The organism is Mesorhizobium sp. RSR565B, assembly GCF_054719465.1.
In genome coordinates, this window is the sequence record NZ_JBTTIE010000001.1 from 2,933,934 (window position 1) to 2,960,118 (window position 26,185).

Sequence of the window (26,185 nt, forward strand, 5' to 3'; positions counted from 1 at the left end):
GACGGTCTCGCCAAGGCCGCTGAAATTCCGTAACGTCGCCCGGCCGCTTTTCGCGATGAGGAGTTTCGCGCCATGAATTCCATGCTTCGCCGCCTCGCCCTTGCCGCTGCTCTTACAGTCGGCGCCGGCGCCGTGCTTGCTTATGCCGAAGGCGGCGGCGACCTCGTCGTGTTCGACTGGTCAGGCTATGAAGATCCGTTGCTGCACCCCGACTACACCGCCAAATACGGCGCCGAGCCGACCTTTGCTTTCTTCGGCGACGAGGAGGAAGCGTTCCAGAAGATGCGCGCCGGCTTCAAGGCCGACATCGCCCACCCCTGCTCGCAAAGCGTGACCAAGTGGCGCGCGGCCGGCATTCTGCAACCGCTCGACACCTCGCGGATCGCCGGCTGGAAGGATCTCAATCCCGGCATCATGGCGATGAAGGATCTCGCCGTCACCGCCGACGGCAAGGCCTGGTTCATGCCGTTCGACTGGGGCAACACTTCGCTGCTCTACCGCACCGACAAGGTCACGGCGGAGGAAGCGCAGTCGCTGAAGATTTTCGCCGATCCCAAATTCAAGGGCCGCGTCACCATCGGCGACAATGTCGATGACGCCTATGCGCTGGCCAGCCTGGTCATCGGCCTCAAGGACTGGACCAAGATGACCGACAAGCAGTTCCAGGAGGCGTCCGCCTTCCTGCGTGACGTCCACAAGAACATCCGCTTTTACTGGACCGACGACACCGACCTCAACCAGGCCTTTACCGGCAATGAGGTCGACCTCGTCTGGGGCTGGAATGAGACCTTCGTGACGCTCAAGGGCCAAGGCATGCCGATCGCCATGAACCGCGACACCAGGGAAGGCATATCCACCTGGGTGTGCGGCTATGTGCTGATGAAGGATGCGCCGGGCAAGCTCGATCAGGCCTATGATTTCCTCAGTGCGGTCAACGCGCATGCCGTGTCCGATTACTTGGTCAAGACCTTCGGCTACGGCCACGGTAATAGCGCCGGGATGGCCGCGATCGACCATCAGGTGCTGAGCGACCGTGGCTTCGACAATCTCGACAAGTTCTTGGACAAGACGCTGTTCCAGCAGCCGGTGCCGCCTGAGCTCAAGCAGCGCATGGTCACGGAATTCGAGAAGATCAAGGCCGGCTATTGAGCGACAGGACTGAAAGAACCGATGTCGTCATCGTCGGCGCCGGTTTCACCGGCCTGTCGGCTGCGCTTGAGCTGAGAAAGGCCGGCATCGATGTCGTGCTGCTCGAAGCACGCGACCGGGTCGGCGGCAGGGTCGAGGCTATTCGCAACGGGCTTGGCGAGCGCATCGACAGCGGCGGACAGTTTTTCTGCGAAGACATGCCGGAGGTCACGGCGCTGGCCGCGTCCCGTGGCAAGGCCTTCGTCGAAACCTATGTGAATGGCGATTTCATCACCCATCCATCGCTGTCGGTCGAAGAGGCCGAACGGACCTATCATGGCGCGATGGCGATCCGCGAGCGGATGAATGCGATCGAGCCGGACGATCCCTCGATCGCCGGCATGAGCGCTGCCGCCTGGCTCGAACGCCAGCCTGATCCCACTGACGCGAAGACGGCTTTCCGCTCGATGATCGAAGGCCTGTGGTGCCTTGCGATGGACAAGGTGCCGCTGTGGTACCTCATCGACAATGACCGCCGCATCACCAACGAGGTGCCCGAGCTGCAATATTCACTGCTCGAAACCATGCAGTCGCTGGCCGAGGACATGGCGGGAGATCTCGGCGACAGGGTTTGGCTGAACGAACCGGTTACGCGCATCGAGCACGGGCCGCAACGGGTTCGTGCCGTCTCGGCGAGCAGCTCCATCGAAGCGCGAAAAGTGCTGGTCGCGCTGCCGCCGGCGACGGCCGCGAAGCTGGATTTCGCGCCCGCTCTGCCGCCGGCGCTCGCAAAGGCGCTCGGCGTCTGGGAAAGCGGTGCGGTGATCAAGATCCTGGTGCGCTATCCCACGCCGTTCTGGCGCGAGCGCGACCTGTGCGGCATGGTGATGTGGCGCGACCTGCCGGGCCTGTTCGCCTGTGACGCCAGCAAGGATGCGCAACATGCCGCGCTGGTCGTCTTCGTCGGCGGACCGCTGGCCTTGCATTGGCGTCCGCTCGCGGACGCGGCGCTGCGTGCGGAGGTCACGGCAAGGCTCGTTGATGCCCTTGGCCCGGAGGCGGCCGGCATTATCGATTTCAGCCAGCGCGACTGGATCGATGACCGCTGGAGCGGCGGCGCCTACAGCGACCTTATTGTCGATGTGACGGCACGGGATGCCGAGCGCACGATCCGTGCCGGCGCTGCCCCGGTTCATTTAGCATCGTCGGAACTGTCGCCGTCATTCCCGGGCTATGTCGAAGGCGCTATCGTGATGGGGCGGATCGCAGCCAAACAGATCGCGACGGAACTTAAAATTCTTAGTGGAGCATGATCTTATTCCGAAAACCGGTTCCCACTTTTCGGGATCATGCTCAGTCCGCCATCGCCACCAGGGCCTCGGGATCGTAGCCGAGGCGGATCGAAGTGCCGACGGGGATATCGTCGGCGCCGAAATCGTTGGTCTCGGTGACCGACAGTGGCTTTTCCAATCCGGGTATCTCGACGATGAGGTGGGTGATCTCGCCAAAATAGTGGCGTTCGACCAGCTTGCCGGCCACTTCGAATTTCGCCGTCGCATTGTCCCACAGCACGCGCAATCGCTCCGGCCTGATGCCCAGCGTGGCGCCGCCGCCATTGCGCACGAAGGCCTTCGGCTTGTCGGTCCGGACTCGGCCGAAGCCCAGCGTGTCGACGACCAGCGAGGCGGCATTCTCCTCGACGATCTGCGCTTTTACAAAATTCATGCCGCCGAGGAAGTCGGCGACCTGACGGTTGACCGGCCGCTGGTAGATTTCCTTGGGCGAGGCGACCTGGGCGATCTTGCCGCCGAACATTACGGCGATGCGGTCGGACATAGCGAGCGCCTCATACTGGTCATGGGTGACCAGCACGAAGGTGATGCCGACCGCCTGCTGCAGGCGGCGCAGTTCGACCTGCATCTGCTCGCGCAATTTCTTGTCGAGAGCCGACAGCGGCTCGTCGAGCAGCAGCACCTTGGGCCGCATCACCAGGGCGCGGGCGAGCGCCACGCGCTGGCGCTGGCCGCCCGAAAGCTCGGTGGCGAGGCGTTTGCCGAGGCCGGTGAGCGACACCTGCGCCAGCGCTTCCTCGACGCGGCGCTTTTCTTCCGTTCCTCCCAGCCTGAGCCGTTTCAGCCCATAGGCGACATTCTGCTCGACATTGAGATGCGGGAAGATGGCATAGCTCTGGAATACCATGTTGGTCGGCCGGCGGTTGGCGGGGATGCCTTCCATCGACTGGCCGCCGACCGAGATCGAGCCGCTGGTCGGGTTGTCGAAACCGGCAATCATGCGCAGCAGCGTGGTCTTGCCGCAGCCGGAAGGGCCGAGCAGCGAAAAGAACTCGCCCTCCTTGATGGTCAGCGAGGCGTCGTCGAGCGCCTTGAACGTCCCATAGCTGCGGGTAACGCTGCGGATTTCGATCATTGCTCGGTCGGTTTGGGGTCGATCAGATTGGGCCCGCTCGGACTTATCTTGCTTGGATGGCTCATCCTGAGGCCGTTCGGCCCGGGACTGCTCAGGCATAGAGGCCTCCCTCGCTCTGGGTGCGTCTGGCCGCATGGCGGCGCAGGATCTCGGCAACGGTCATCAAAACGAAAGAGGCAACCAGCAGCAGCGTGCCCAGCGCCAACACACCCGGCAGCTTGGCGGCAAAGCGCAGCTGGCCCCAGATATAGATCGGCAGCGTCGTCTCGGTGCCGGTCAGGAAGAAAGCGATGACGAACTCGTCGAGCGAGATGGTGAAGCAGACCAGGAGGCTGGAAATGATCGCCGGCGCCACCATCGGCAGCGTCACCCGCCGGAAGGTGCCGAAGGCACTCTCGCCGAGATCGGCGGAGGCCTCTTCGAGGCTGCGGTCGAAACCCTCGAAGCCTGCGGTCAGCACCGTCATCGAATAGGGAATGCAGATCAGGACATGGCCGAGTACGACGGTGAACAGCGAAAGGCTTAAGCCCAGTTGCAGCATGACCAGCAGCATGGAGATGGCGAGGATGATTTCCGGCAGCACCAGCGGCGCCATGATCAGGCCATTGATTGTGCGGCGGCCGGGATAGCGGTAGCGGGTGATCGAGCGGGCGGCGAGGATGCCGAGCAGCGTCGCCAGCACCGATGCCGAGATACCGACGATCAGGCTGTTCCAGGCGGCGTCAAGCAGCGCCGGCGTCTTCGGCAGGTCTTGGTACCATTTCAGCGTATAGCCGGTGAGAGGAAATTTTGGCGTCGGCGCGGTGTTGATCGAGAAGATCGGCAGGAAGATCACCGGCAGATAGAGAAAGACGACGTAGAGGAGGGCGTAGGCGGACAGCCAGCCGCCGGGGAAAAGGCGCCGCCTCGCTGTCATCGCGCCAGCCTCTGCAGCGCGCGGATGATGAGCACGGTGGCGCCCGCCATCAGCGTCACGACCAGCATGGTGGTCACGGACAGTGCCGCGCCGAGTGGCCAGTTGGAGGCCTTATGGAACTGCGACTCGATGGCATTGGCGATCATCACGCCATCCTTGCCGCCGACCAGCCTTGGGGTGACGTAGTCGCCGACGGTGGGGATCATGACGATGAGAGCGGCCGAGATGACGCCCGGCGCCGACAGCGGCAGCGTCACGCGCAGGAAGGAGCGCAGCGGGCCGTCGCCAAGATCGGTGGCAGCCTCGACCAAGGTGCGGTCGACCTTCTCGAGCGAAACGAAGATCGGCAGGATGGCGAAGGCCGCCCAGGCGTGTGTGAGCGTGATGATGACGGCGCTGGAATTGTAGAGTAGCGCGGTCGATGGTTCGTCGATGATGCCGAGGCCCATCAGGCCGGAATTCAGCACGCCATTATAGCCGAGGATGACTTTCCATGACATCACGCGCAGGAGATAGCTGGTCCAGAACGGGATGGTGATCAGGAACAGCCACAGGCTCTTGTGGCGGCCGCCATGGAACGAAATGAAATAGGCGATCGGATAGGCGAGGATGACGGTGAAAAAGCTCACCGTCAGCGAAATGTAGAGCGAGCGCCAGAGCAGATCGCGGTAGATCGGCTCGGTCAGCGCGATGCGATAATTCTCCAGCGTGAATGTATGGTCGATGGTGAGGTAGTTCTGCGTCCAGAAGGAGTGGGCGAAGACCACCAGGATCGGCACGAGCAGCAGGATCAAAGCGTAGACCAAGGTCGGGCTGATCAGGGCAAGGCCCTGGACGGACTCGGACTGCAGAAGGGCGTTTCGCCTTGCTCGCGTCATGCGCCGCGTGGGCACCCCTTCGGCAGCTACCGTCATTGCAGCGACCCGGGCGTGATCTCGGTTGCTGGCTCGAACTGTTCCGCCATGATGCTCCCATCGACCGGGCCGGCTGCCTGTTCCCAATTTTTGCGGAGCGCGCTTTGCTGGTTGCGCTCCAAGCTTGCCGGCTTTCTTTCATCATGAGCGCATCCGTGCATTGAAATCAAGCGCCATTTCTGTAATATTGATTGAACGGACATTCAAAATGAAGTGAAGAAAGCCGGCTTTCCTGCCCTTGGCGCTTCGCTTTCTGTCCGGTGAAATTACGCTCAGACGATGCGAGGCAATGATGGCGGCTGCAAGAGACCTAAGAGCGATGGAAATGGCTGACGGTGGCGATGCGGTCGAGCTGGCCAAGCGCCATCTCATCCAGCCCTGGCCTTATGCCGGCTCGGTCGGCAATGAAGCGCGTGCGCTGATTGGCGAGGGCGATGGCATCTACATCACCGATGTAACAGGCAAGCGACTGATCGACGGGCCGGCCGGCATGTGGTGCATCAATGTCGGCCACCGCCGCGAGGAGCTGGCCAGGGTGATGTACGACCAGGCGATGATGCTGTCCTACAACACGCCCTGGTATACGATGAATGCGCCGTCGGCCGAGCTCGCCAAGCGCCTCGCCGATCATGCGCCGGGCGATCTCAGCCATACCTTCTTCACCACCGGCGGATCGTCGGCTGTCGAGACGGCACTGCGCTTCATGCAGTTCTACAACAATGTGCGCGGGCGGCCGGAAAAAAAGCTGATCCTCAGCCGCGGCGGCGCCTATCACGGCTCGACCTATCTGTCGGCCTCGCTCAACGGCCGGCCGCGCGACCGCGACTGGATGGACGGCGCCGACGATCTGGTCGTCAAACTGTCCTCGCCAGACCCGTTCCGGCGGCCGAAAGGCATTGACATCGCCGCCTTCTGCGATTTCCTGGTCGAGCAGTTTCGCGATACGGTCGCCCGCGTCGGCGCAGAGAAGATCGGTGCTTTCGTCGGCGAACCGGTGCAGGCATCCGGCGGCGTCGTCGTGCCGCCGGATGGCTATCTCAAGCGCATTCGCGAAATCTGCAGGGACAACGATATCCTCTATATCTCCGATGAGGTGGTGACCGGCTTCGGGCGGCTCGGCCATGTCTTTGCCTCCGGCGATGGCTTCGGCATCGGCCCCGACATGATCACCTTCGCCAAGGGCGTTACATCAGGCTATTTCCCGCTTGGCGGCGTCATCATCTCGGAGCGGCTGCTTCAGGAAATGCGCCGTTCCAACCATCCCGATGCGATGTTCGGCCATGGCCTGACCTATACCAGTCATCCCATCGGCTGCGCGGTGGCGCTGAAGAACCTCGATATCCTGGAAGACAGCGTGCTGGCCCACACGCGCGATGTCGCGCCCTATTTCCAGGCGCAGTTGAAGACGCTGGAGGAACTGCCGCTGGTTGGCGAAGTCCGCGGCATGGGCCTGATGGGCTGCGTCGAGTGCGTAGCCGACCGCGAAAGCAAGGATCCGCTGCAGCTCGACAAGGATGTCGGCAAGCGCATCGACGCGCATTGCCACGAACTCGGCCTCCTGGTCCGGCCGCTGATCAACATGTGCGTGATGTCGCCGCCGCTGATCATCACGCGAGAGCAGATCGACGACATGGTGGCGATCCTGCGCGAAGGCATTTCGCGGACCATGGATGATCTGCGCAAAGAGGGCGTGTGGCAGGGGTGACTGGCAGTTCCGCCCCTACACCTGCGAGCGCATAGCCTCATTGAGGTTCCACATGTCCTTCTCCTCCGGCGCCGTCTCCAGGCCCAGCACCGGGATCTGCTTGCGCAGATGGTCGTGGTGGGTGCGCACACCGTATTCGAGGTCGGAGAGATAAAAACCCTCGAAGGCCTCCGAGATCATGGACTCGTTTGACCAGACGGAAAGCTGCACGTCCTCGTTCATGGTATCGCGGTCGATGCGGTAGGCGAGATAGCGGGCGGCCGCCTGTTCCCGGGTCTCGTCGGGGTAGCGGTAGATGGCGCCGCGCAGCAGCGTCTCGCCGGTCGACAGCGGGAACTCCTGATAGAACTGCACCGATTCCGGCATGATCGACAGCGCGTTGTTGGGGAAGATGCCGTAATAGATCCAGGCCCTGCGCAGATGCTCCGGCAGGTGTGAGGCATCGGGCGTGAGCTTGATGTATTCGCGCACGCTCCAGCGCCGGCCGGCATGCGGATTGTAGGTGGCAAACGAGCGCGACACGCCGTTGATGAACGGCTCGTCGAAATAGGTCGAGCCGTAGAGATCCTGCAGCGCCGGATGCGCCATGGCGACGTGGTAGCCTTCATTGTCGACGTCGCGCACCGACTTCCAGTTGACCGGCGTTTTCTGTGTCCAGATGCCCCAGGACGGCACCATCTCGGCCACGTTGTAGTGTGCCATCTCGGCCTCGATCGGCTTCAACAGTTCGGCCACCGAAGGCTGCGGGCCGCCCTTGCGAAAGCGGACAAAGATGAAGCCCATCCATATCTCAAGGTCGAGCGGCATCAGGCCGAATTCGGTCTTGTCGAGCTCGGGGAAGGAGCGCGGCCGGGCGGCGCCGCGCAGCGTGCCGTCGAGATTGTAGACCCAGCCATGGAACGGGCAGACCAGCGCGTTCTTGCAGGTGCCCTGGCTGTCGGCGACGACGCGGCTGCCGCGATGCCGGCACATGTTGTTGAAGGCGCGCACGACGCCGTCCTTGCCGCGCACGATGAGCGCCCGCTCGCCGACCACGTCCATAGTCAGATAGTCGCCGGCATTCGGCACGTCGCAGACATGGCCGGCGATCTGCCAATGGTTGCGGAAGACGTATTCCTTCTCAAGTTCGAGAAGCGCGTCGGAGTGATAACTCCAGCCCGGCAGACCCCGCCGGTCCCAATCATTGGGGATCGCCACGTCACGGAGATGCGGGTTCATAAAAAAGCTCTTCTTTTATTGAATACTCATTCAATAAAACCATATTTTACATTGAAATGCAATGGCTTGTAGAAATCACAACTTTTCAAGTCGGCACAACAGGACCAGCTGAAAGCCAGAAAATCCCGGAATATCCGGGCGTTAACCGGGGGCGTGAAATAGCTGTCCGGCATGCGGATTTGGCCGTGCCGAGCTTGCAAACACGGCCCGCTCCGAGACGAAAATACCTGGCGTCCGCAAATTCGATCCGCAGTGTGAGCTTGTTCATAGTGCGGCCGACAGGAAGCGGGCTTGGTGCGTTCGCGGCCCGCCTGTCGTCAACATTTGATTGCCCGGATGAAACAGCTTCGCAAACGCATCTTGCCGTCGGCACATGACCGGATCTGTCCGGATATGCCCGAATTTCTTGTTTCAAACCTGTTACGCGGGCAAGCCAAGCGCATCATTCGCCCGTTACCAGGCGCGCTTAGGTTCGTTTCATAAGAAAACGAAGGGGAGCAGCAATGCATACGAAAGTCGAGATCACTAGCAACGAACGACGCGCCAAACTGGCACTGCGTCAGCGCGCCAGCGACCATCCGGTTGCGATGTTCTCCATGCTGGGCGCCTGCGCTCTGGCCGTCATGTTCCTGACACCGGCTTCCGGTCCGGCTTTTGCTTCGCTCAACCCGCCGGCCAATGTTGTCCAGGGCGCGCCGACCACCATCAAGACCGCCCGGCTGCCGGAGCCGGAAATCGATTTTGCCTGCCAGGGTCAGGCCTGGGGCGCCGAGAGCGCGGAGTGCCTGCGCGTCATCGCCGCCCAGTCCGGCGTGCACAAGGCGCGTTCCGTCCGCATGATCGCCAACGCAGCGCCGCTGACCACGACACCCAACGTTTTCTGAACCTCCCGAGCGCTTCCTCCCGCGCTCGTTCTTGGCTCCCGCCGCTTCCCTCGGTCGGGAGCCTCTTTTTTAGGGCCTATCGATATTCGGGTGAGGCCGGCCTGCGCATGGAGGTTCCCTGCGCTTCCGGTGCTCGCGTACTTCAAGTACGCTCCGCTCCGGTTCTCGGGAACCACCATCTCGACTCGGCCTGACCCGAATCTCGATAGACCCTACATGGGTGCTTCCGAAAACTTAGCCGGCGGCGGCGACCTGGTCGGCTATTGCCGAGAGTACGCCGCGGACGTCCAGCGTCGAGAACGGCTTTTCCAGGATTTGCGGGCGCTGCGGCGCCGGCAAGGCTTCGATCTCGGCCTTGGCGCCGATCAGGTCGCCGGTGACCAGCACGAAGCGTTTGGCCAGGGCCAGGTTGTCGGCGAGCAATTCGCGGTAGATGGCAATGCCGCTGGTGCCGGGCATGCGCAAGTCGGAAAAGACGATGTCTGGCGGCATGTGGCCGGTCAAGGTCGCCGCCGCCGACGTCCAGGCCGGCACGACCCGCGACTTGATACCCATCAGTTCCAGGATGTCGGAGAGGGAGCCGGCGACGTCGGGTTCGTCGTCGATGATCAGCGCATGGCGCAAGCCGCTGGAACGAGCCGGGCTGTCGCCGGCTGCTGCCGCGCCGCCGGTGATTACCGGCAGCTGGACGACGAAGCGCGCGCCACGCGGCAGCACCTCCTCGAACCAGATATTGCCGTTGTGGCGCTCGACGATCGATTTCGAGATCGACAGGCCGATGCCGGTGCCGACGCCGACCGGCTTGGTGGTGAAATAGGATTCGAAGATGCGGCTGCGGATCGCCTCGGGAATGCCCGGTCCGTTGTCCTCGACCGAAAACCCGGGGTTGCCGCGATCGCTGCGGAATGTCCGCACCTTGATCAGGCGGTCGCCGCCGATACCGGCCAGAGCGTGTTGGCTGTTGATCAGGAAATTGGCGGCCACCTGCGTGACGTGGTCGGCATCGGCCATCGCCAGCAGCGGGCCGGGCGCGAAATCGGTGTCGATGATGATGCCGCTCGAGCGTGCGCCATAGGCGGTTACTTCGAGTGCGGCGCGGATCACCTGGTTGAGATCGGTCTCGGCCTGCGCCGCCGGATGCAGGCGCACCATCGACAGGAAGCTTTTGACGATGCGGCCGCAGCGCTCGGCAGCGGCGCGCACTTTCTCGGCGCGAACCTTGGTCTGCGGGTCGGTGGCGAATTCATGCAGCAGCGTCGACTGCGCAACGACCACGGCGAGCGGGTTGTTGAGCTCGTGCGAAACACCGGCCAGCAGTGAACCCATCGCCGCCATCTTCTCGTTCTGGTGCAGTTTTTCGCGCTGGCGGTTGATCTCTTCTTCGGCGCGCAGCTTATCGCGCAGATCGCGGATCGAACCGAAGATGAGCTGACGGTCAGCCACCCGCATCTCGGTCGCCGTCAATTCGATGGGAAACACCTCGCCGGCCGCATTCTGTGTCACGGTCTCAAGCCGTTGGCCAACCATCGGCGCGCCGCGGCCAGACATGTATTCGGCGCCCGAGACATAGCCCTTGCGGTAATATTCCGGCACCACGGTATCGAGCAGGTCCTTGCCGAGGATGTCGCTGCGCTGATAGCCGAACATCTTTTCGGCGGCCGGATTGAATTCGATGATCGAGCCGGTCTCGTCGATGACGATGATGGCGTCGAGCGACGCCTGCAGCATGGTGCGGCGGATGACTTCGCTGGCATGGGCGTCGGACGGCGAGTGCTCGATGGCGTCGCCGATGGCGAGCGCGATGATGTGCATCGTCGCCTCTTCCTCTTCGGTCCATTCGCGCTCGTTTAGGCAGTCATTGACCGCGAACGTGCCCCACAGATGACCGTGCGCGAACACCGATACCGACAGGAACGACTTGATGTGCTGCTTTTCGAAATCGGCCCTGAGGAACCCGTCGAGATCGCGCGTATGGCCGGCGAAGATCTTGCCTTGCCGCTCGTCCTCTCCAATCCGCTCCAGCAGCGGATCGGTATCGACGATCGACTGCATGATCACCGTCGGCGAAGCCAGTTCGCCGCCGAAGCGAGGATCGATCCAGTAGGCGGCGACCGATTGGGCGAAGCCCTGGCCGGGCAATTCGCGCAGCCTGAACAGGATGCCGCGCTGGCAATTCATGGCGCTGCAGAGCGTTTCGAGGATGGTTTCCATCTCGCGCTGCCAGTCGCCGGCATCGCGCAACCGGCGGACGACGCGCACAGCCGCCATCGCGGCGCTCTGGCGAGCGCCTTGCGGGTCCATACGTGGTGCTGGTTCAGCGGTCATGTCAGCCATCAGTAAAGGGCCGTCGAATTAGGCAGCTATGGAGCATTTCACGAAAAAGGTGAAACGCTCCATGTTTCAATGCAATCCCGAACGGAAATCGCTACGCACTGTTCCTGGAATTGCTAGAGCGTTTCACCGTTTCACGGAAACGGAGAAGCCTCTATCTCTTTGTTTTTACGCAATTCCGGGCGGAAAACCGCGTACACTTTTCCTGTAATTGCTCTAGTGCCCGTCACCGGTCGGCAGCGAGAAGATATAGCCTTCGCCGCGCACTGTGCGCAAAAATTTCGGATTGGCCGGATCGGTTTCGATCTTCTTGCGCAGCCGCATGATGCGAATGTCGACGGCGCGCGACGATTCAGGATCCTCAACAAAACCAATCGCCTCGGAGATCGCCGATCGCGTCAACAGCCGGTTGGCGCGGGTCAGGAAAACCTCCAGCACATCGAACTCGCTCTTGGCCATGTCGATGACGGCGCCGTTGGCGCCGGTGACAAGCCTGCCGTCGAGGTCGGCCTGGAACGGGCCGAAGGTCAGGCGGCGGCCGCCATCGGCTTGTGTCTTCGCCGCCTGGGGCGGGCTCGGCTGCGGAACGCGGCGCAGCACGCTGCGCACACGAGCCAGCACCTCACGCAACTCGTAGGGCTTGACGATGTAGTCGTCGGCGCCAAGCTCCAGCCCGACAATGCGGTCGAGTGCGGTGCCGGCAGCCGTGGCATAGATGATGCCGACCGGTATTTTCGAGCGCAGCCAGCGGCCGAGCGACAGTCCGTCCTCGCCCGGCATGGCGATGTCGAGAATGGCCAAATGAAACGATTCCGTCTCCAGCAAGGCGCGCGCCTCGGCCGCGCTTCCGGCCTGGGTCACATCGTAGCCGTTGGCGCCGAGATACTCGGCGACCGCGTCCCGGAGATCGGGCTCGTCCTCGACGATGACAATCCGTGCCCGCACTATGGCCTCGCTCCCGCTTTCAGCGGAAAGTAGATTGGGTATAAACATGATGTCCAGCACTCATATCCGGTTGCGGGGGAACGGGAAGAAAAACATGGCTGCACGATCCGTCATCGCGCTGGTTTCCGTCGCCGATGTGGTGGCCGGCGATCTTGCCGATCATCTCGACCGGCGCGGCCATGACGTGCGCGAGGCGCGGCAGCCCTGGGAAGCTGAATCCCTGCTTTCGGCCGGAGGCATCGATATCGTCATCGTCGGCGACAGCCTCAGCCAGGCGGAAGGGCGGGACCTGCTCAGGCGTTATGGCGGCGGCCAGAGCGCGGACGGGAAGGCGGGGCCGGATTTCATCCTGATCTGCCGGCCGGCCGATCTGGTCGACAAGGTGCTGGCGCTCGAGCTTGGCGCCGCAGATGTCGTCGAAAGTCCGCTCAATGTCAGGGAGCTTGCCGCGCGCATCGGCGGCCTGCTGACGCGGCGCGGCAGGTCCGCCCAGGAACTGATCGTGCTGGAAAATGCCACCGTCGATTTGCGGTCGGCCATCGTCATGCACCGTTCGGGTACGGAAGAACAGCTGTCGCCGGGCCAGGTGGCGCTGCTCAGGCTGTTTCTGGCCAGCCCGCGCAAGGTGCTGACGCGCGACGACATCATTGCGGCGGCGCCCGCCGAAAATGCCGATGCCTTCGACCGCTCGATCGATTCGCGCATCGTGCGGCTGCGCCGCAAGCTCGACACCGAAACCATCACAACTATACGCGGCGCAGGCTACCGGTTCGACCCGCCGACGCAGCGCGCCGACTGAGGGTCGGGAGGCTGGATTGTTCCTCGGCTCGCCCAAAAAAGCTGCGCAATCTCGGGCGCCATGCATAGGCGTCAGCGCACCACCAGAAGCGATGGTCCCGACGGCAATTCGCTGGCGACTACGATTTCGCTGGCGGCATGCGCGCGGTCCTTCAGGAGAACCGTGGCGAGACCGGCAAAGCCGAGCAGGCCTTGTGCATAGAGCAGTACCGAAAGCACGGAGGCTGCAGATTTCGTCTTCATCGGTTGTCCCCAAAAATCAGAACCGCGGGTGCTTCAGGATAAACCCGAAGTGCCCGCGTCGCCCACGGAGCCCCCCGTTGCGACGCGGGCCTTCGGTCCTCTCGGCAGCAAGTTGCCGGAGGGGCCGCGCATCCACTTCAACCCGAGGCCGACCCGCCAGAGGGCCCTGAGACGGTTGATGCGCAGACTGGAGACAATCCAGACCAAGGCTATGAACAGCGCGGCATGCAGCGTCGAAATCTCACCCGAATTCATCACCGCCAGTTTCGTCATCGGGGTGCCGGCTACTGTGCCGATGCCGCCGACGACAAATGCGGCGATGCTTATCCTGAAGAGCCAGGACAGGGTGGTCGATTTGATGCTCATTTTCGTTGGCGCCGGCTGTTCTCGTTGGGATGACTGTGCCGCGAGCCTGTAACCAGATCATGCCGCCCAGGCCGCGCTTTGTTGCAAGTCGGTTTCGAGCGAAGCCAATCTTCTTTCATATAAGGACATCAGCACTTTCGTTTGGGGGCGCGGTGCGTGATCGGGAGTGCGCAGCGAAGGCGGAGCACGCTTCCCTTGTCCACCTTGCTTGTTAACCAGAGGAAACAGATTCGAAACACAAACGAGCCTCAGCGAAGTCAGTCTGAAACAGGGCGCGGGGATAAGGCGGCCACCGAATTGACGCCGGCAGGACCGGCAAAGAGGAGCCATCATGTACAAAGCCATTTCCGCCAAACTCATCAACGTCGCCGCCGCCGCTGCCGGCGCCGCGCTTCTGCTTGGCGCTGCCAACAGCACCGCCCATGCCGCGGCAAACCAGATCGTCGCGCGTGTTTCGCTGTCGCAGCAGACCATGGAAGTGCTGGTCGATGGCCGGCCGACTTTCGCCTGGAAGGTCTCGACCGGCGACAGTGCGCATGTCACGCCGACCGGCTCGTTCAAGCCGACCCGCATGCACGAGATGTGGCATTCGAAGAAATACGACAACGCGCCGATGCCGCACTCGGTCTTCTTCAGCGGCGGCTACGCCGTGCATGCGACCAACGCCATCAAGCGGCTGGGACGGCCGGCGTCGCATGGCTGCGTGCGGCTGCATCCCGACAATGCCGCCGACTTCTACCAGTTGGTCGAAACCTTCGGCCCGACCAACACCAGCATCGTCATCGTCAAGTAGCAGACTGCGTTTGGAGCGATGGTGCAGCGCAGCCGGACAGGTCATGCCGCACCGCAAGTTCCCGCCTTGGAGCTCCATCGGGGCTTCGCGGTAAATCAATCCAGTCAAAAAAAGAGGCCGGAAATTTCCGGCCTCTTTTCGTTTGTTCGCTGACGCCGTTCGCGCTCAGTCCGCGTGCACCGGCATCAGCTTCGGGTCTGGCTTTTCGGCGTGGTGCGGCAGGTCCTTGCTGGCGATGAAGGTGTAGAACATCGGCACCACGAACAGGGTGAACATGGTTCCGACCAGGATGCCGGTGAAGATTACGAGGCCCATCGAATAGCGCGCCGCCGCACCAGCACCACTGGACACGATCAGCGGCACGACGCCGAGCGCCATCGCCGCTGTCGTCATCAGGATCGGCCGCAAGCGCACCTTGGCCGAGGCGACGATCGCATCGCGCCGCCTCATGCCATGCAACTCGCGCTGCTGGTTGGCGAACTCGACCAGAAGAATGCCGTGCTTGGTGATCAGACCTATCAGTGTGATCAGGCCGACCTGCGTGTAGATATTGAGCGTTCCAAGCCCCAGATTGAGCGGCACGATGGCGCCAAAGATCGACAGTGGCACCGCCATCATGATGATCAGCGGGTCGCGGAAGCTTTCGAACTGCGCCGCCAGCACCAGATAGATGACGATTACGGCGGCTGCGAACGCGATAAGGATCGTGTTGCCTTGCTCCTTCTCCTGCCGGGACTGGCCGGAATAATCGATGAAGAAGGTATCGGGCAGGCTCTCCTTGGCAAGGTTCTCCAGGGTCTGCAGCCCGTCGCCCGTGGTGACGCCGGGAAGCGGCAGCGCTGATATCGTCGCCGAGTTCAGCTGGTTGAACTGCTCGATCGCGGCCGGCGCGGCGTTGGTCGAAATCTTCACTACCGCTGAAAGCGGCACCATTTCGCCGGTCACGCTACGCACGAAATATTCGCCGAGCTTCTCGGGATTGTCGCGGAATTCCTTCGGCACCTGCGGGATGATGTCGTAGCTGTTGGAATCGCGGTCGAACTGAGCCACTTCGGCGCCGCCGACCAGCAGCGTCAGCGTCTGGCCGATGTCGGCGATCGGCAGGTTGAGAGCCGCCGCGCGGTCGCGGTCGATGGTCACCGTCACCTGCGGAGCGTCAAAGGACATCGAGTTTTGCACGACGATGAAGCGGCCGGAGGCCTGCGCCTTGTTCTTAATCTGCTCGGCCGCCTCGTAGACCTCGGCGGAACCACCGGTCGAGCGCACCACCATGGAGATCGGCAGGCCGCCGCCGGAGCCCGGCAGCGTCGGCGGCGCGAAGACGAAGGCCTCGACGCCGGCCACCTTGCCGAGGCGTCCCTGGATATCGGCTTGAAGCTCCTTTGAGTTGCGCTGGCGCTCGGCCCAATCCTTGAAGGCGAAGCCGACAAAGGCGCCGTTGGTGGCGCCGCCAAAGGCAACGGCGGAGAATTGCGCCCTGGTTTCGGGAATGTCCTTCACCAAGCCGAGGATCTGGTTGACGTAGGTCTCGGTGTAGTCCGAGGTCGCGTAGCGCGGTGCCGTCACGATCGACAACAGGAAGCCCTGGTCCTCTTCCGGCGCCAGTTCGCTCGAGGTCTTGGTGAACATGAAGCCGGTGAGCGCAACCAGCGCCACGACCATCAGCAGCGTCACCGGTCGATTTCTCAAGGAGGCGGTTACCGCCCGCTCATAGACATGCTCGACACGGCTGAAGGTTCCGTCGACGACGCGCTGGAAGCGACTGTGCGATCCCGCCTTGAGCAGACGCGCCGCCATCATCGGCGTGATGGTGACGGCTATGAGGCCGGACAGCACCACCGAACCGGCGAGCGTCACCGCGAACTCGCGGAACAGCGCACCGGTCAGGCCGCCGGTGAAGGCCAGCGGCGCGAACACGGCGGCGAGCGTGATGGTCATGGCCACGATGGCGGAGAAAATCTCGCGCATGCCGTTGAAGGCCGCCTGCATCGGCGACATGTGGTCCTCCTCCATGTGGCGATGGATGTTCTCCACCACCACGATAGCGTCGTCGACGACAAGGCCGATGGCCAGCACCATGGCCAGCAGCGACAGAAGGTTGATCGAATAGCCGACCGCAAACAAAAGGAAGCAGACGCCGACCAGCGACAGCGGGATGGTCACGATCGGCATCATCACCGAGCGGAATGAGCCGAGGAACAACAGGATGACCACGACGACGATGGCGACGGCTTCGGCGATGGTCTTGAACACTTCATCGATCGAGGCGCTGATCTGTTCGGTGGAATCGTAGACGATTTCGATGGTCATGCCTTTCGGCAGCGTCTCTTGAATCAAAGGCACGATCTTGTGGATCGCCTCCGCCGTTGTCAGCGGGTTGGCGGCCGGCGTCGGGAAGATGGCGAGGAAGGTGCCGGGCTTGCCATTGAAGCTCACCCTCGTGTCGGTGCTCTCGGCGGCAAGCTCGACTCGCGCCACGTCGCGCAAGCGCACCACCTGGCCGTCCGTCGAGCGCAGCGGAAGCTCGGCAAAGGCCTCAGGCGTCTGCAGCGTCGAGCGAACCGTGATCGAGGAGACGACATATTCGTTCTCGGTGTTGCCGGGCGCCGACAGGAAGTTGGAGTTGTTGATCGCCGCCAGCACTTCGGCGGCGGTGACGCCACGCGCAGCAAGCTTGACCGGGTCGATCCAGACCCGCATCGAATATTCCTCGGCGCCGAAGATCTGCACGTCGGCGACACCTTCGACCGTCGACATGCGGGGCCGCACGACGCGCTCGATATATTCGGTGAGTTGCTCCTTGCTCATGTTCGGATTCTGCATCGAGATGTACATCATCGCGAACTCTTGGCCGGTGCCCTTGACGATGACCGGGTCCTTAGATGCATCCGGCAAGGTGCCGCGTACGCCCTGCACTTTCGACAGGACCTCGGTCAGCGCGACATCCGGATTGGAGCCGAGCTTCATCTGGACGACCACAGTGCTCGAAGACGGCCGGCTGGACGAGGTGACGTAGTCGATGTTCTCGGTCGAGGCGACGGCCCGCGCGATCGGGGCGGAGATGAAGCCCTGGATCAGGTCGGCGCTGGCGCCGGGATAGGCGGTGGTGATGGTGATCGCCGTCTCGTCAACCTTGGGATACTGCCGGATCGACAGGTTGAAGATGCCCTGGAACCCGAGGAGCAGGATCATGCAGGCGAGGACGGTGGAGAGGACCGGCCGGCGAATGAAGATGTCGGAAAAGTTCATTGCTGAGCCTGCTGGTTAGCCGACTTGCTGGGATCAATGGTGTTGTCGACAGCGACGGACATGCCGTTGAAGAGACGGTTCTGACCGGCGGTGACGACCTCGTCCCCGGCCTTGATGCCCTCGATGATCTCGACCATGCCGTCGTTGCGGCGGCCGGGCTTCACGAACACCTGCGACAGCACGAGCGCCGGCTTTTCCGGTTCTGCCGCGGGCTTCGCGGGGTCGACAGCCGGCTTGTCCGCGGGCTTCGCCGCGGCGTCTTCGGCAGCCGGTTTCGCGCCGGCCGGCTTTGCATCTGCCGCCGGCTTTGCCGCGTCGGCCCCTGCAGCAGGCTTTTCCTCGGGTTTCGCGGCTGGGGCGCCTTCCGCCGGCTTCGCCGGAACGACGACGAAGACGAAGTCGCCATAGAGGCTCGACGTCAATGCCGTCTGCGGCAAGGACAGAATGTTTTTCTCCTGCGGCAGCTCGACGCGAACCTGGACGAACTGGCCGGGCGTCAGCTTGCCGTCGGGGTTGGCGACCTCGCCGCGCACGGACACCAGGCGGCTTGAAGCGTCGATCTTGGGATCGATGCCGCGAATGGAGCCGGCAAACGGCATGTCGGCGCCGCCGCCGGTGCCGCCGAGGCCGAGCCGCACGGCCTGGCCTATCTTGAGCAGCGGCAGCTGCTGTTCGGGTACCGAGAAATCGACCCGCATGGTGTCCAGATCCTGCAAGGTCACCACTGCGTTGCCGGGCGAGAGATATTGGCCGAGGTCGATCTTGGGGATGCCCACGGTGCCGGCGAAAGGCGCCGTCAGCTGCTTCTGATCAAGCACGGCCTGCAGCTTGTTGACCTGCGCGGCGGAGGCCGATGCAGCGGCTTGAGCGGTGTCGAGCGTGGCATCCGTTCCGACGCCGCGCCGCTGCAGTTCCAGCGCGCGTTCGAGCGCCGTCTTGTCGGACACGGACTGCGCCTTGGCCGCGACGAGATCCGCGCGTTCGACGGCATCGTCGAGCTGCAGCAGGACCGAATCGACAGGCACCTTCTGGTTGGCGTGGAAAAGGATGTCCTTGACGATGCCGCTGGTCTCGACGGTAAGGTCGACACCGCGCACGGCGCGTACCGTGCCGATCGCCTCGACGCCCGGCGTCCAGTCGGAAGGCTTGACGACAACCGTCGATACGGTCGTCGCCGGCGGCTTCATGGTGGCGAAATACTGTTTGATAGCGTTGTCGCGGAACAGGTTGAAGCCGACAACGCCGACGCACACCAGAGCGAGCAGAAGCAGAATTGCGGTGATAGAGATGAAGCGCTTCACGAACTGTCCCCTCGGCCGGTTTCCGGCAAAATAGCCGAATAGCGGGACACTTATCGACGCCAGGTCCCGATTACAAATGACGGCGAACTTACTGTACCGTCTGGACGGTCTTGTCAATTCCGCCTAGGCTGGTGCGGGGGAAGGGATCGATGAAGACCCAAAGGGCAAATTCGCGCGACAAGATACTCGCCGCCGCCGCCGATGTCGCACGTGAGGCCGGTCCCGGCAGCCTGTCGCTTGACGCCGTCGCCAGCCGCGCCGGCGTGTCAAAAGGCGGCCTGTTATATAACTTTCCGACCAAGGCCAAACTGATGCAGGGCCTGGTGGAGAATTACCTGCGCGCGTTCGAGCTGGCGCTGGAATCGGGCCGTGTCGCCGGCGCCAGCGGTGAGAACCTGCTCGCCACCTATATCCGGCTCTCGGCGGATGATTGCGAGGAGCCGAAGCCGACGGCTTCGTGGATATTCTCGGCGATCGCCGAGGATCCGGATTTCCTGACGCCGATAAAAGCCTTCAAGTCGCAGCTGCTGCAGCGGCTGAAGAGCGAGACGCCGGACCTGAAGACGCTGCTGGTCTGCTTTCTGGCCATCGAAGGGCTGCGCAGCATGAACCTCTTCGATTCCGACGTGCTTTCCGCCGACGAACGCCGCTTGCTGGTATCGGCCCTGCTGGAGATTGCGGGATAGCTCAAGGCGTCGGGTCGAAGAAGCGATACGGGCCGGGCGGAAAGGACGGTTGGTGAGCGGCATGGCATAGCCACGCATCACGACATCGGCGATTTCAAGCTACAGCCCCCCTGATTCGTTGGATCGATGGTTCAGGAATGACTGCGCGAATGCGCGGCCGACTATGTTGCGCCGCACCATAACACTGCCGTGTCAGCCTTGAGACGGCGCTCGGCGAGGCCGGCAAAGCGCGTTTTAGGGCTGTGATGGCGCCGACCTATGGTTATGGCGTTGTCATGTTGTGGCGCACAAACTATGTGCCTTTGTAGTCCTCCTAACAGTCGCGAGATCTCCATGGGTTCCCTTTCTTCGAAGAATGCGCTCGTCACCGGATCGACCAGCGGCATTGGCCTGGCCATTGCCCGCGCCCTTGCCGCCGAGGGCTCCAACGTCACGATCAACGGCCTTGGCGAAGCCGCGGCGATCGAACAGGAGCGCGCCGGCATCGAGAAGGATTTCGGCGTCCAGTGCCGCTACTCCGGCGCCAACATGATGGACGGCGCAGCGGTGACCGCCATGGTGCGCGAAGCCGAGCAGGCCTTGGGCAGCCTCGACATTCTGGTCAACAATGCCGGGATACAGCATGTCGCGCCAATCGAGGAGTTTCCCGACGACAAGTGGGAAGCCATCATCCGCATCAATCTGCTTGCCGCCTTTTACGCGATCAAGGCCGTGGTGCCCGGCATGAAGGCGCGCAAATGGGGCCGCATCATCAACACCGCGTCGGCGCATGCACTGGTCGCCTCGCCGTTCAAGTCGGCTTACGTCTCGGCCAAGCACGGCATAGCGGGTCTGACCAAGACGGTAGCGCTGGAAGTCGCGCAGGACGGCATCACCGTCAACGCCATCGCGCCCGGCTATGTCTGGACGCCACTGGTCGAAAAACAGATCCCCGACACGATGAAGGCGCGCGGCATGACCGAGGAACAGGTCAAGCGCGACGTGCTGCTGGCAGCGCAGCCCACGAAGGAATTCGTCACCGTCGAGGAGCTCGCCGCGCTGACGCTGTTCCTGTGCTCTGACGCAGCCAGACAGATCACCGGCACAACCTTGCCGATGGATGGCGGCTGGACGGCGCAGTAGGCGCGGTCCCCCGGCGCCGCTCTTTCCTTGACAAAGACGAAGGATCAATCCAGCATTGTGGCAAGGGGTTCCTTCGCGACGACCCCGTGAGGCGTCAGCCCAATGATCGCGTCCAAACTCTCACTCTGGAGGTGGACGCCATGCCGTCAACAACCGCAATCACCGTAGCGCAGCTTTCCCGCCTTGTCGGTCTGTCCGACGCGCCTGTTCTTGTCGATGTCCGCATCGACGAAGACTACGACGTCGATCCGCGGCTGCTTCCGGCCTCGTGCCGGCGCGACTTCAAGTCTGTTTCGAGCTGGGCGGCCGAGTTCACGGGGGCTCATGCTGTCGTCATCTGCCAGAAGGGGCTGAAGCTCTCGCAAGGCGTTGCCGCATGGCTGCGCCATGAGGGCATTGCTGCCGAATCCCTTGAAGGCGGCTTCGAGGCGTGGCAGGCGGCCAAGGGACTTCTGGTCAAGGCCGACAAGATACCGCCCCGCGACGACAAGGGCCGCACGGTCTGGGTGACGCGTGCCCGCCCCAAGGTCGACCGCATCGCCTGTCCCTGGCTGATCCGCCGCTTCGTCGATCCCTCGGCGGTGTTCCTGTTTGTCGAGCCGTCTGAAGTGCTGGCGGCCGCCGATCGGTTTGGGGCGGTTGCCTTCGACATCGACGACGTGTTCTGGAGCCATCGCGGCGAGCGCTGCACCTTCGACACGATGATCGAAGAGTTCGGGTTGCGGTCCGAAGCGCTCGATCGCCTTGCGCTGATTGTGCGTGCAGCCGATACGGCGCGCCTCGATCTCGTACCGCAGGCGGCCGGGTTCCTCGCTGCATCGCTCGGGCTGTCGCGCATGTTCCGCGACGATCTCGAACAGCTTGATGCCGGCATGCTGCTCTACGATGCGTTCTTCAGATGGTGCCGCGATGCCACTGACGAAACCCACAATTGGCCCAGCGCGGGCAAAGCGCCATGAGCGCCCTTGCCGCGGACGACGATGCACAGGCTACCGAGGCTCCGATCGTCCCGACCTTCCGCCAAGCCGCGAAACTGTGGGCAAGGATCGGCCTGCTCTCCTTCGGCGGGCCGGCCGGACAGATCGCGCTGATGCACAAGGAATTGGTCGAGGATCGCCGCTGGATCGGCGAGCAGCGGTTCCTGCATGCGCTCAACTACTGCATGCTTCTGCCAGGCCCCGAGGCACAGCAGCTCGCCATCTATATCGGCTGGCTGCTGCACCGGACCGCCGGCGGCCTCGTTGCCGGCATCCTGTTCGTGCTGCCCGGTGCGTTTGTCATGCTGGGCCTCAGCATCTTCTACGTGCTTTACAATGATGCGCCCGTCATCGAGGCGCTGTTTTTCGGCATCAAGGCGGCGGTGCTGGCCGTCGTCGTGGAGGCGGTCCTCCGCATCGGGAAACGGGCGCTCAAGAACCGGGTGATGATGGCGATCGCGGTGGCCGCGTTCCTTGCCATTTATGTCATCAGGCTGCCGTTTCCGCTGATCATCCTGGTTGCAGGGCTGACCGGCTGGATCGGCAACCGCCTGGCACCGGCGCGTTTTTCCGGAGCCGCACGCGGCAAGGACAATTTGCCCGATGTCAGGGGCGCCGTCGACGTCATGTTCGAACGCGGCGAACTCGCTCACACCAAGCCGACGAAATGGCACGCGCCGCGCACCATCGCGATCTGGGTGCCGATCTGGCTCGGGCCGGTCGTACTGATCCTGGCGCTGACCGGCCCTGCCAGTGTTTGGGCACAGCTTGGCGGCTTCTTCAGCCTGATGGCGGTGGTCACATTCGGCGGCGCCTACGCCGCACTCTCCTATGTCGCGCAGGCAGCGGTGACGTCGTTCGGCTGGCTGGCGCCGGGTGAAATGGTCGATGGGCTTGGCCTGGCCGAGACGACGCCGGGACCATTGATCCTGGTGCTGCAATTCGTCGGCTTCGTCGCCGCCTACCGGCACGCCGGTGCGATGGGACCGCTTGTCGCCGGATCGCTCGGCGCATTGCTGACGCTCTGGGTGACGTTCGTGCCGTGCTTCTTCTGGATCTTTCTCGGTGCCCCCTACATCGAAGCGCTGCGCGGCAACAAGGCACTGTCGGCGGCGCTGAGTGCGATCACGGCGGCTGTCGTCGGCGTGGTGATGAACCTTGCGCTGTGGTTCGCACTGCATGTCGTCTTCGGCGCGGTGCACCGCGTTGGCCTGGGCATGGAGGTGCCGGTGCTGTCGTCGCTGGATTGGCGTGCCGCGCTGCTGGCGGCAGCCGCTATGGTCGCCATGCTGAAACTGAGGATCGGCATGCTGCCGACATTGGCCGGCTCGGCGCTGGCCGGACTGGCGCTGCTGGCCTTGCCTGCGTAGCGTCCGAAGGCGCGACCAGCCATTATCACAGCCGGATTTTTGAGGTATGCCGGGCCGGCGCACAACGGTCGCGGGCGCTGGTAGGATCAGCGCTGGCCCCGGAGATACGCTTTACGTCGAACCCGATACCGCCAAGCTGAACCTGCTCGACGCGGAGAGCGGCGCGCTGGCGAACTGATTTGACGAGGTTGGCCGAGCTGTTCAAAGTCGATCCTGGATCGCACAACGGGATATGACATGGTGGATTCCGATCGGATCGACAAGCTGATCGCAGGGGTGCCCCCCGCCTTGGCGCTTCGTGCCGGGCTGGACCTTGGCATCTTCACCCGGCTCGGCGGCGATGCTGCGACTGCCGACAGCCTTGGGGCAGCGCTCAAAGTCGAGCCCGCTCGTCTGTCGCGGCTCCTCTACGCGCTCGCCAGCATCGGTCTCCTCGACGTCAAGGATGGTCAGTTTCGCAACGGAGCCGAAGCGTCGAAGTTTCTCGACGCGTCCAAGCCGACCTATCGCGGCGGCGATCATGTGCTGCTGCGCGAACTCTGGGGAGCCGACCTTTTGACCGCAGAGTCGCTGCGGCAGAACCGGCCGGCCGCGCTGCATGACTTTTCCGAAGCGGGGCCAGAATCCGCAGCGGCCTTCAGCCGCATGCTCGAACCGGGAGGGGTGATTTTCGGCCGGAATCTGGCCCGTGAGCTGGACCTCTCGGCGGTCCGTTCGGTGATCGACATCGGCGGCGGCGCCGGGACCATTCTGGTCGGACTTCGCGAGCGATGGCCGCATATTGCGGCGACTTTGATGGAACTCCCGACGGTCGCAGCGGTCGCACCAGCGATCCTGTCGGAATACGGTGCCGGCGATATGGTTGTCGAAGAAGGCGACATAACGGTCGCGCCATCGACCGGCCGGCATGACTTGGCAATCCTGAAGGCCGTCGTCCAGGTCCTGCCGCCGGACCAGGCGCGCAGTTCGATCCTGAACGCGGCGCGTTGCCTCACCCAAGGAGGCGAGATCGCAATTGCGGGGTGGGGTGTCGTCGATGACGACCGTCTCGGCCCGCCTGAGGGTGTGTTTCTCAATCTCACCTTCCTGAATCTCTATCGCGCAGGCGAATCGTACACGGAAGGTCAGTATCGCGCGTGGATGACCGAGGCTGGGTTCCGGGATATTTCCAGGTCGCAGCTGACCGACGGCACCACGTTCTTTCGTGGGCGCCTCACGGACTGAACGTGGCTGGAGTGGTTGGTTTCGGGCGTGTGGCCCTCAAAGCCAGCCCCGGACGGATTGCACAAAGTTCCTGAGGCGGCGTGAGCCGATCTTTCCCCTTACCGGGCAGCGCGGTGTCCCCTGTCTTCTCGATAGCTTCTTCGCAGAGGGGGCATTTAAATGTCACTTGGTCGACAACAAAGTTCGGGATAGCGGCATATTTCGCATTCGTCGATTGGGGCGGAACCTCCGACAGGATGTTGCGCGGTCGCTGCAACTTGCGCCTAGCTAGCCCGTTCGACTACGTCGAATCGGAATGGAGTTTTTAGACATTCGTTTATCTATTCGTGGTTTCTAATACATATGGCATCCAACGCGTTCACCCGGATTTGGTTTGCTTTGGGCCGCCCAACGCGCGCCACGAACGGTAACGTTGCCGTCATCTTTGCCTTCACCTTGCCGGTCGTGGTCGGCGGCGCCGGCCTCGGTGTCGAGACATCCCTCTGGTACTACAGCAGCCTCAAGCTGCAGGCCGTCGCCGATGCCGCGGCCTATGCCGGTGCGCTCGAGAAAGTCGCGGGTTCCGATAACCCGACCATCATTGCCGCCGCCACGCAGTCCGCCACCTCGAACAATTTTGCCACGCCGGGCACGATTCAAGTCAACACGCCGCCATTGTCCGGCCCGAACACCGCGAAGAAGGCGGTAGAGGTCATCGTCAAGCAGAATCTCGACCGCTACTTCACGGCGATTTTCAACCAGGCGCCTGTTGCCGAACAGGCAAGGGCGGTGGCGCTGATCAATGACGCCTCCAAGGCTTGTGTGCTGGCGCTCAGTCCTTCGGCCTCCCAGGCTGCGCTCTTTTCCGGCAACACCACCGTCAACCTCACCGGCTGTTCGGTCATGTCGGACTCGATTGCCTCGGACGCCATAAAGACGCAGGGCTCGGCGGTGCTCAAGGCCGACTGCCTGATCACGGTCGGCGGCATGGTGCTGAACAATCCAGCGACCACGGTCTGCAAGTCCAACATCACCCGAGCCTTGCCGGCAGCCGATCCTTTCTCCGGCTTGGCGACGCCGACAGCAGGCAACCCTTGCAAGAATGTCAACGGCAACAAGACGTCGCAAACACTCCAGCCTGGCACCTACTGTAGCGGCATGAGCCTCAGCGGCAACGTCACCCTGCAGCCCGGCGTCTACGTCGTGCAGGGCGGTATGAAGGTCAACGCCAACGCGGTCGTCGCCGGCAGCGGGGTAACCATCTTCATGGCAGGCAGCAACACCGTCAGCATGAACGGCAACGCCAAGGTGACGCTGAGCGCGCCTACCTCCGGAGCCTATTCCGGCGTGCTGTTCTACGGCGACAGGACCGGGACCGCGGCGCAGAGCACCTTCAACGGCACCGCGGCCTCGCTTTTGACCGGCGCCATCTATTTCCCCAGGCAGCAGGTCAACTACCTTGGCAACTTCTCCGGGAACGGCGGCTGCACTCAGGTCGTCGCCGACACCATCCAGTGGTCCGGCAGTACGACCATCAAGCAGGACTGCACCAGCCTCGGGATGAAGAACATTCCGGCGACGCAATCCGTTCAGCTCGTCGAGTAGCGGG

At 63.0% G+C, this 26,185-nt stretch carries 22 protein-coding genes; 12 read left to right on the forward strand and 10 right to left on the reverse strand.

The features are described from left to right. Positions 1–72 precede the first annotated feature (72 nt). Together ACYG9R_RS14320 and ACYG9R_RS14325 are read left to right on the forward strand one after the other, a co-directional pair. Positions 73–1,149: an extracellular solute-binding protein gene (locus ACYG9R_RS14320; RefSeq protein ID WP_023727280.1), complete on the forward strand. Its 1,077-nt coding sequence runs from the start codon at positions 73–75 to the stop codon at positions 1,147–1,149. Further along, positions 1,146–2,441, forward strand: coding sequence for a flavin monoamine oxidase family protein (locus tag ACYG9R_RS14325; protein WP_023727279.1), 1,296 nt, complete (start codon positions 1,146–1,148; stop codon positions 2,439–2,441). The genes ACYG9R_RS14320 and ACYG9R_RS14325 overlap by 4 nt, the downstream gene beginning before the upstream one ends. Before the next feature lie 40 nt (positions 2,442–2,481). On the opposite strand, the gene ACYG9R_RS14330 is transcribed toward ACYG9R_RS14325, so the two are convergent. The 3 genes from ACYG9R_RS14330 to ACYG9R_RS14340 all read right to left on the reverse strand — a co-directional run bounded on the left by ACYG9R_RS14330 (position 2,482) and on the right by ACYG9R_RS14340 (position 5,385). Then, entirely contained in the window at positions 2,482–3,555 is a 1,074-nt protein-coding gene (locus ACYG9R_RS14330; protein WP_023824984.1) for an ABC transporter ATP-binding protein, read from the reverse strand. Positions 3,556–3,646: 91 nt separating this feature from the next. Continuing rightward, positions 3,647–4,471, reverse strand: coding sequence for an ABC transporter permease (locus ACYG9R_RS14335; RefSeq protein WP_023693704.1), 825 nt, complete (start codon positions 4,469–4,471; stop codon positions 3,647–3,649). Further along, on the reverse strand, positions 4,468–5,385 hold the full coding sequence (locus ACYG9R_RS14340; protein ID WP_023701363.1) for an ABC transporter permease: 918 nt from the start codon (positions 5,383–5,385) through the stop codon (positions 4,468–4,470). Before ACYG9R_RS14340 ends, ACYG9R_RS14335 begins: the two co-directional genes overlap by 4 nt. Before the next feature lie 292 nt (positions 5,386–5,677). On the opposite strand from ACYG9R_RS14340, the gene ACYG9R_RS14345 reads away from it, so the two are divergent. After that, positions 5,678–7,090, forward strand: a complete 1,413-nt coding sequence (locus ACYG9R_RS14345) for an aminotransferase (RefSeq protein ID WP_023824983.1) — start codon at positions 5,678–5,680, stop codon at positions 7,088–7,090. A 15-nt stretch (positions 7,091–7,105) separates the two neighbouring features. On the opposite strand, the gene ACYG9R_RS14350 is transcribed toward ACYG9R_RS14345, so the two are convergent. Continuing rightward, the gene (locus ACYG9R_RS14350; protein WP_023696407.1) at positions 7,106–8,308 is read right to left on the reverse strand and encodes an aromatic ring-hydroxylating oxygenase subunit alpha; all 1,203 of its coding nucleotides are present in this window, start codon (positions 8,306–8,308) and stop codon (positions 7,106–7,108) included. A 503-nt stretch (positions 8,309–8,811) separates the two neighbouring features. Between ACYG9R_RS14350 and ACYG9R_RS14355 the strand changes: the two genes are divergently transcribed. Beyond that, positions 8,812–9,192, forward strand: a complete 381-nt coding sequence (locus tag ACYG9R_RS14355) for a hypothetical protein (RefSeq protein ID WP_023670066.1) — start codon at positions 8,812–8,814, stop codon at positions 9,190–9,192. Between the two features lie 234 nt (positions 9,193–9,426). Here the strand turns inward: ACYG9R_RS14355 and ACYG9R_RS14360 are convergent, their stop codons facing one another. Beyond that, positions 9,427–11,517, reverse strand: coding sequence for a hybrid sensor histidine kinase/response regulator (locus ACYG9R_RS14360; RefSeq protein ID WP_023670065.1), 2,091 nt, complete (start codon positions 11,515–11,517; stop codon positions 9,427–9,429). Between the two features lie 222 nt (positions 11,518–11,739). Further along, positions 11,740–12,468, reverse strand: coding sequence for a response regulator (locus ACYG9R_RS14365; protein WP_023670064.1), 729 nt, complete (start codon positions 12,466–12,468; stop codon positions 11,740–11,742). Between the two features lie 94 nt (positions 12,469–12,562). On the opposite strand from ACYG9R_RS14365, the gene ACYG9R_RS14370 reads away from it, so the two are divergent. Then, positions 12,563–13,267, forward strand: a complete 705-nt coding sequence (locus ACYG9R_RS14370) for a response regulator transcription factor (protein WP_023670063.1) — start codon at positions 12,563–12,565, stop codon at positions 13,265–13,267. Between the two features lie 71 nt (positions 13,268–13,338). Here ACYG9R_RS14370 and ACYG9R_RS14375 read toward each other — a convergent pair whose 3' ends face one another. Together ACYG9R_RS14375 and ACYG9R_RS14380 are read right to left on the reverse strand one after the other, a co-directional pair. After that, entirely contained in the window at positions 13,339–13,509 is a 171-nt protein-coding gene (locus ACYG9R_RS14375) for a hypothetical protein (RefSeq protein ID WP_023670062.1), read from the reverse strand. A 33-nt stretch (positions 13,510–13,542) separates the two neighbouring features. After that, the gene (locus ACYG9R_RS14380; RefSeq protein WP_023670061.1) at positions 13,543–13,875 is read right to left on the reverse strand and encodes a hypothetical protein; all 333 of its coding nucleotides are present in this window, start codon (positions 13,873–13,875) and stop codon (positions 13,543–13,545) included. A 331-nt stretch (positions 13,876–14,206) separates the two neighbouring features. Between ACYG9R_RS14380 and ACYG9R_RS14385 the strand changes: the two genes are divergently transcribed. After that, the gene (locus ACYG9R_RS14385; protein ID WP_023730774.1) at positions 14,207–14,668 is read left to right on the forward strand and encodes a L,D-transpeptidase; all 462 of its coding nucleotides are present in this window, start codon (positions 14,207–14,209) and stop codon (positions 14,666–14,668) included. Between the two features lie 165 nt (positions 14,669–14,833). On the opposite strand, the gene ACYG9R_RS14390 is transcribed toward ACYG9R_RS14385, so the two are convergent. Together ACYG9R_RS14390 and ACYG9R_RS14395 are read right to left on the reverse strand one after the other, a co-directional pair. Continuing rightward, the gene (locus ACYG9R_RS14390; protein ID WP_023696405.1) at positions 14,834–17,917 is read right to left on the reverse strand and encodes an efflux RND transporter permease subunit; all 3,084 of its coding nucleotides are present in this window, start codon (positions 17,915–17,917) and stop codon (positions 14,834–14,836) included. Further along, complete coding sequence (locus ACYG9R_RS14395) at positions 17,914–19,218, reverse strand: efflux RND transporter periplasmic adaptor subunit (RefSeq protein ID WP_023735209.1); 1,305 nt, start codon at positions 19,216–19,218, stop codon at positions 17,914–17,916. The genes ACYG9R_RS14390 and ACYG9R_RS14395 overlap by 4 nt, the downstream gene beginning before the upstream one ends. Positions 19,219–19,367: 149 nt before the next feature. Here ACYG9R_RS14395 and ACYG9R_RS14400 point away from each other — a divergent pair, with 149 nt between their 5' ends. The 6 genes from ACYG9R_RS14400 (at position 19,368) to ACYG9R_RS14425 (ending at position 26,181) form a co-directional block, all read left to right on the forward strand. Continuing rightward, complete coding sequence (locus tag ACYG9R_RS14400; protein ID WP_023824982.1) at positions 19,368–19,904, forward strand: TetR/AcrR family transcriptional regulator; 537 nt, start codon at positions 19,368–19,370, stop codon at positions 19,902–19,904. Positions 19,905–20,237: 333 nt separating this feature from the next. Continuing rightward, entirely contained in the window at positions 20,238–21,026 is a 789-nt protein-coding gene (locus tag ACYG9R_RS14405) for a 3-hydroxybutyrate dehydrogenase (RefSeq protein WP_023824981.1), read from the forward strand. 140 nt (positions 21,027–21,166) lie between these two features. Continuing rightward, positions 21,167–21,985: a chromate resistance protein ChrB domain-containing protein gene (locus ACYG9R_RS14410; protein WP_023683941.1), complete on the forward strand. Its 819-nt coding sequence runs from the start codon at positions 21,167–21,169 to the stop codon at positions 21,983–21,985. Next, positions 21,982–23,373 carry a chromate efflux transporter gene (gene chrA, locus ACYG9R_RS14415; RefSeq protein ID WP_023751679.1) on the forward strand — a complete coding sequence of 464 codons (1,392 nt, stop codon included), beginning with the start codon at positions 21,982–21,984 and terminating at the stop codon, positions 23,371–23,373. Before ACYG9R_RS14410 ends, chrA begins: the two co-directional genes overlap by 4 nt. A 237-nt stretch (positions 23,374–23,610) precedes the next feature. Further along, a complete protein-coding gene (locus tag ACYG9R_RS14420) occupies positions 23,611–24,597 on the forward strand; it encodes a methyltransferase (protein ID WP_023824980.1) in 987 nt (328 codons plus the stop codon). A 378-nt stretch (positions 24,598–24,975) separates the two neighbouring features. Next, entirely contained in the window at positions 24,976–26,181 is a 1,206-nt protein-coding gene (locus ACYG9R_RS14425; protein ID WP_460221833.1) for a pilus assembly protein TadG-related protein, read from the forward strand. The last annotated feature ends 4 nt before the right edge of the window (positions 26,182–26,185 follow it).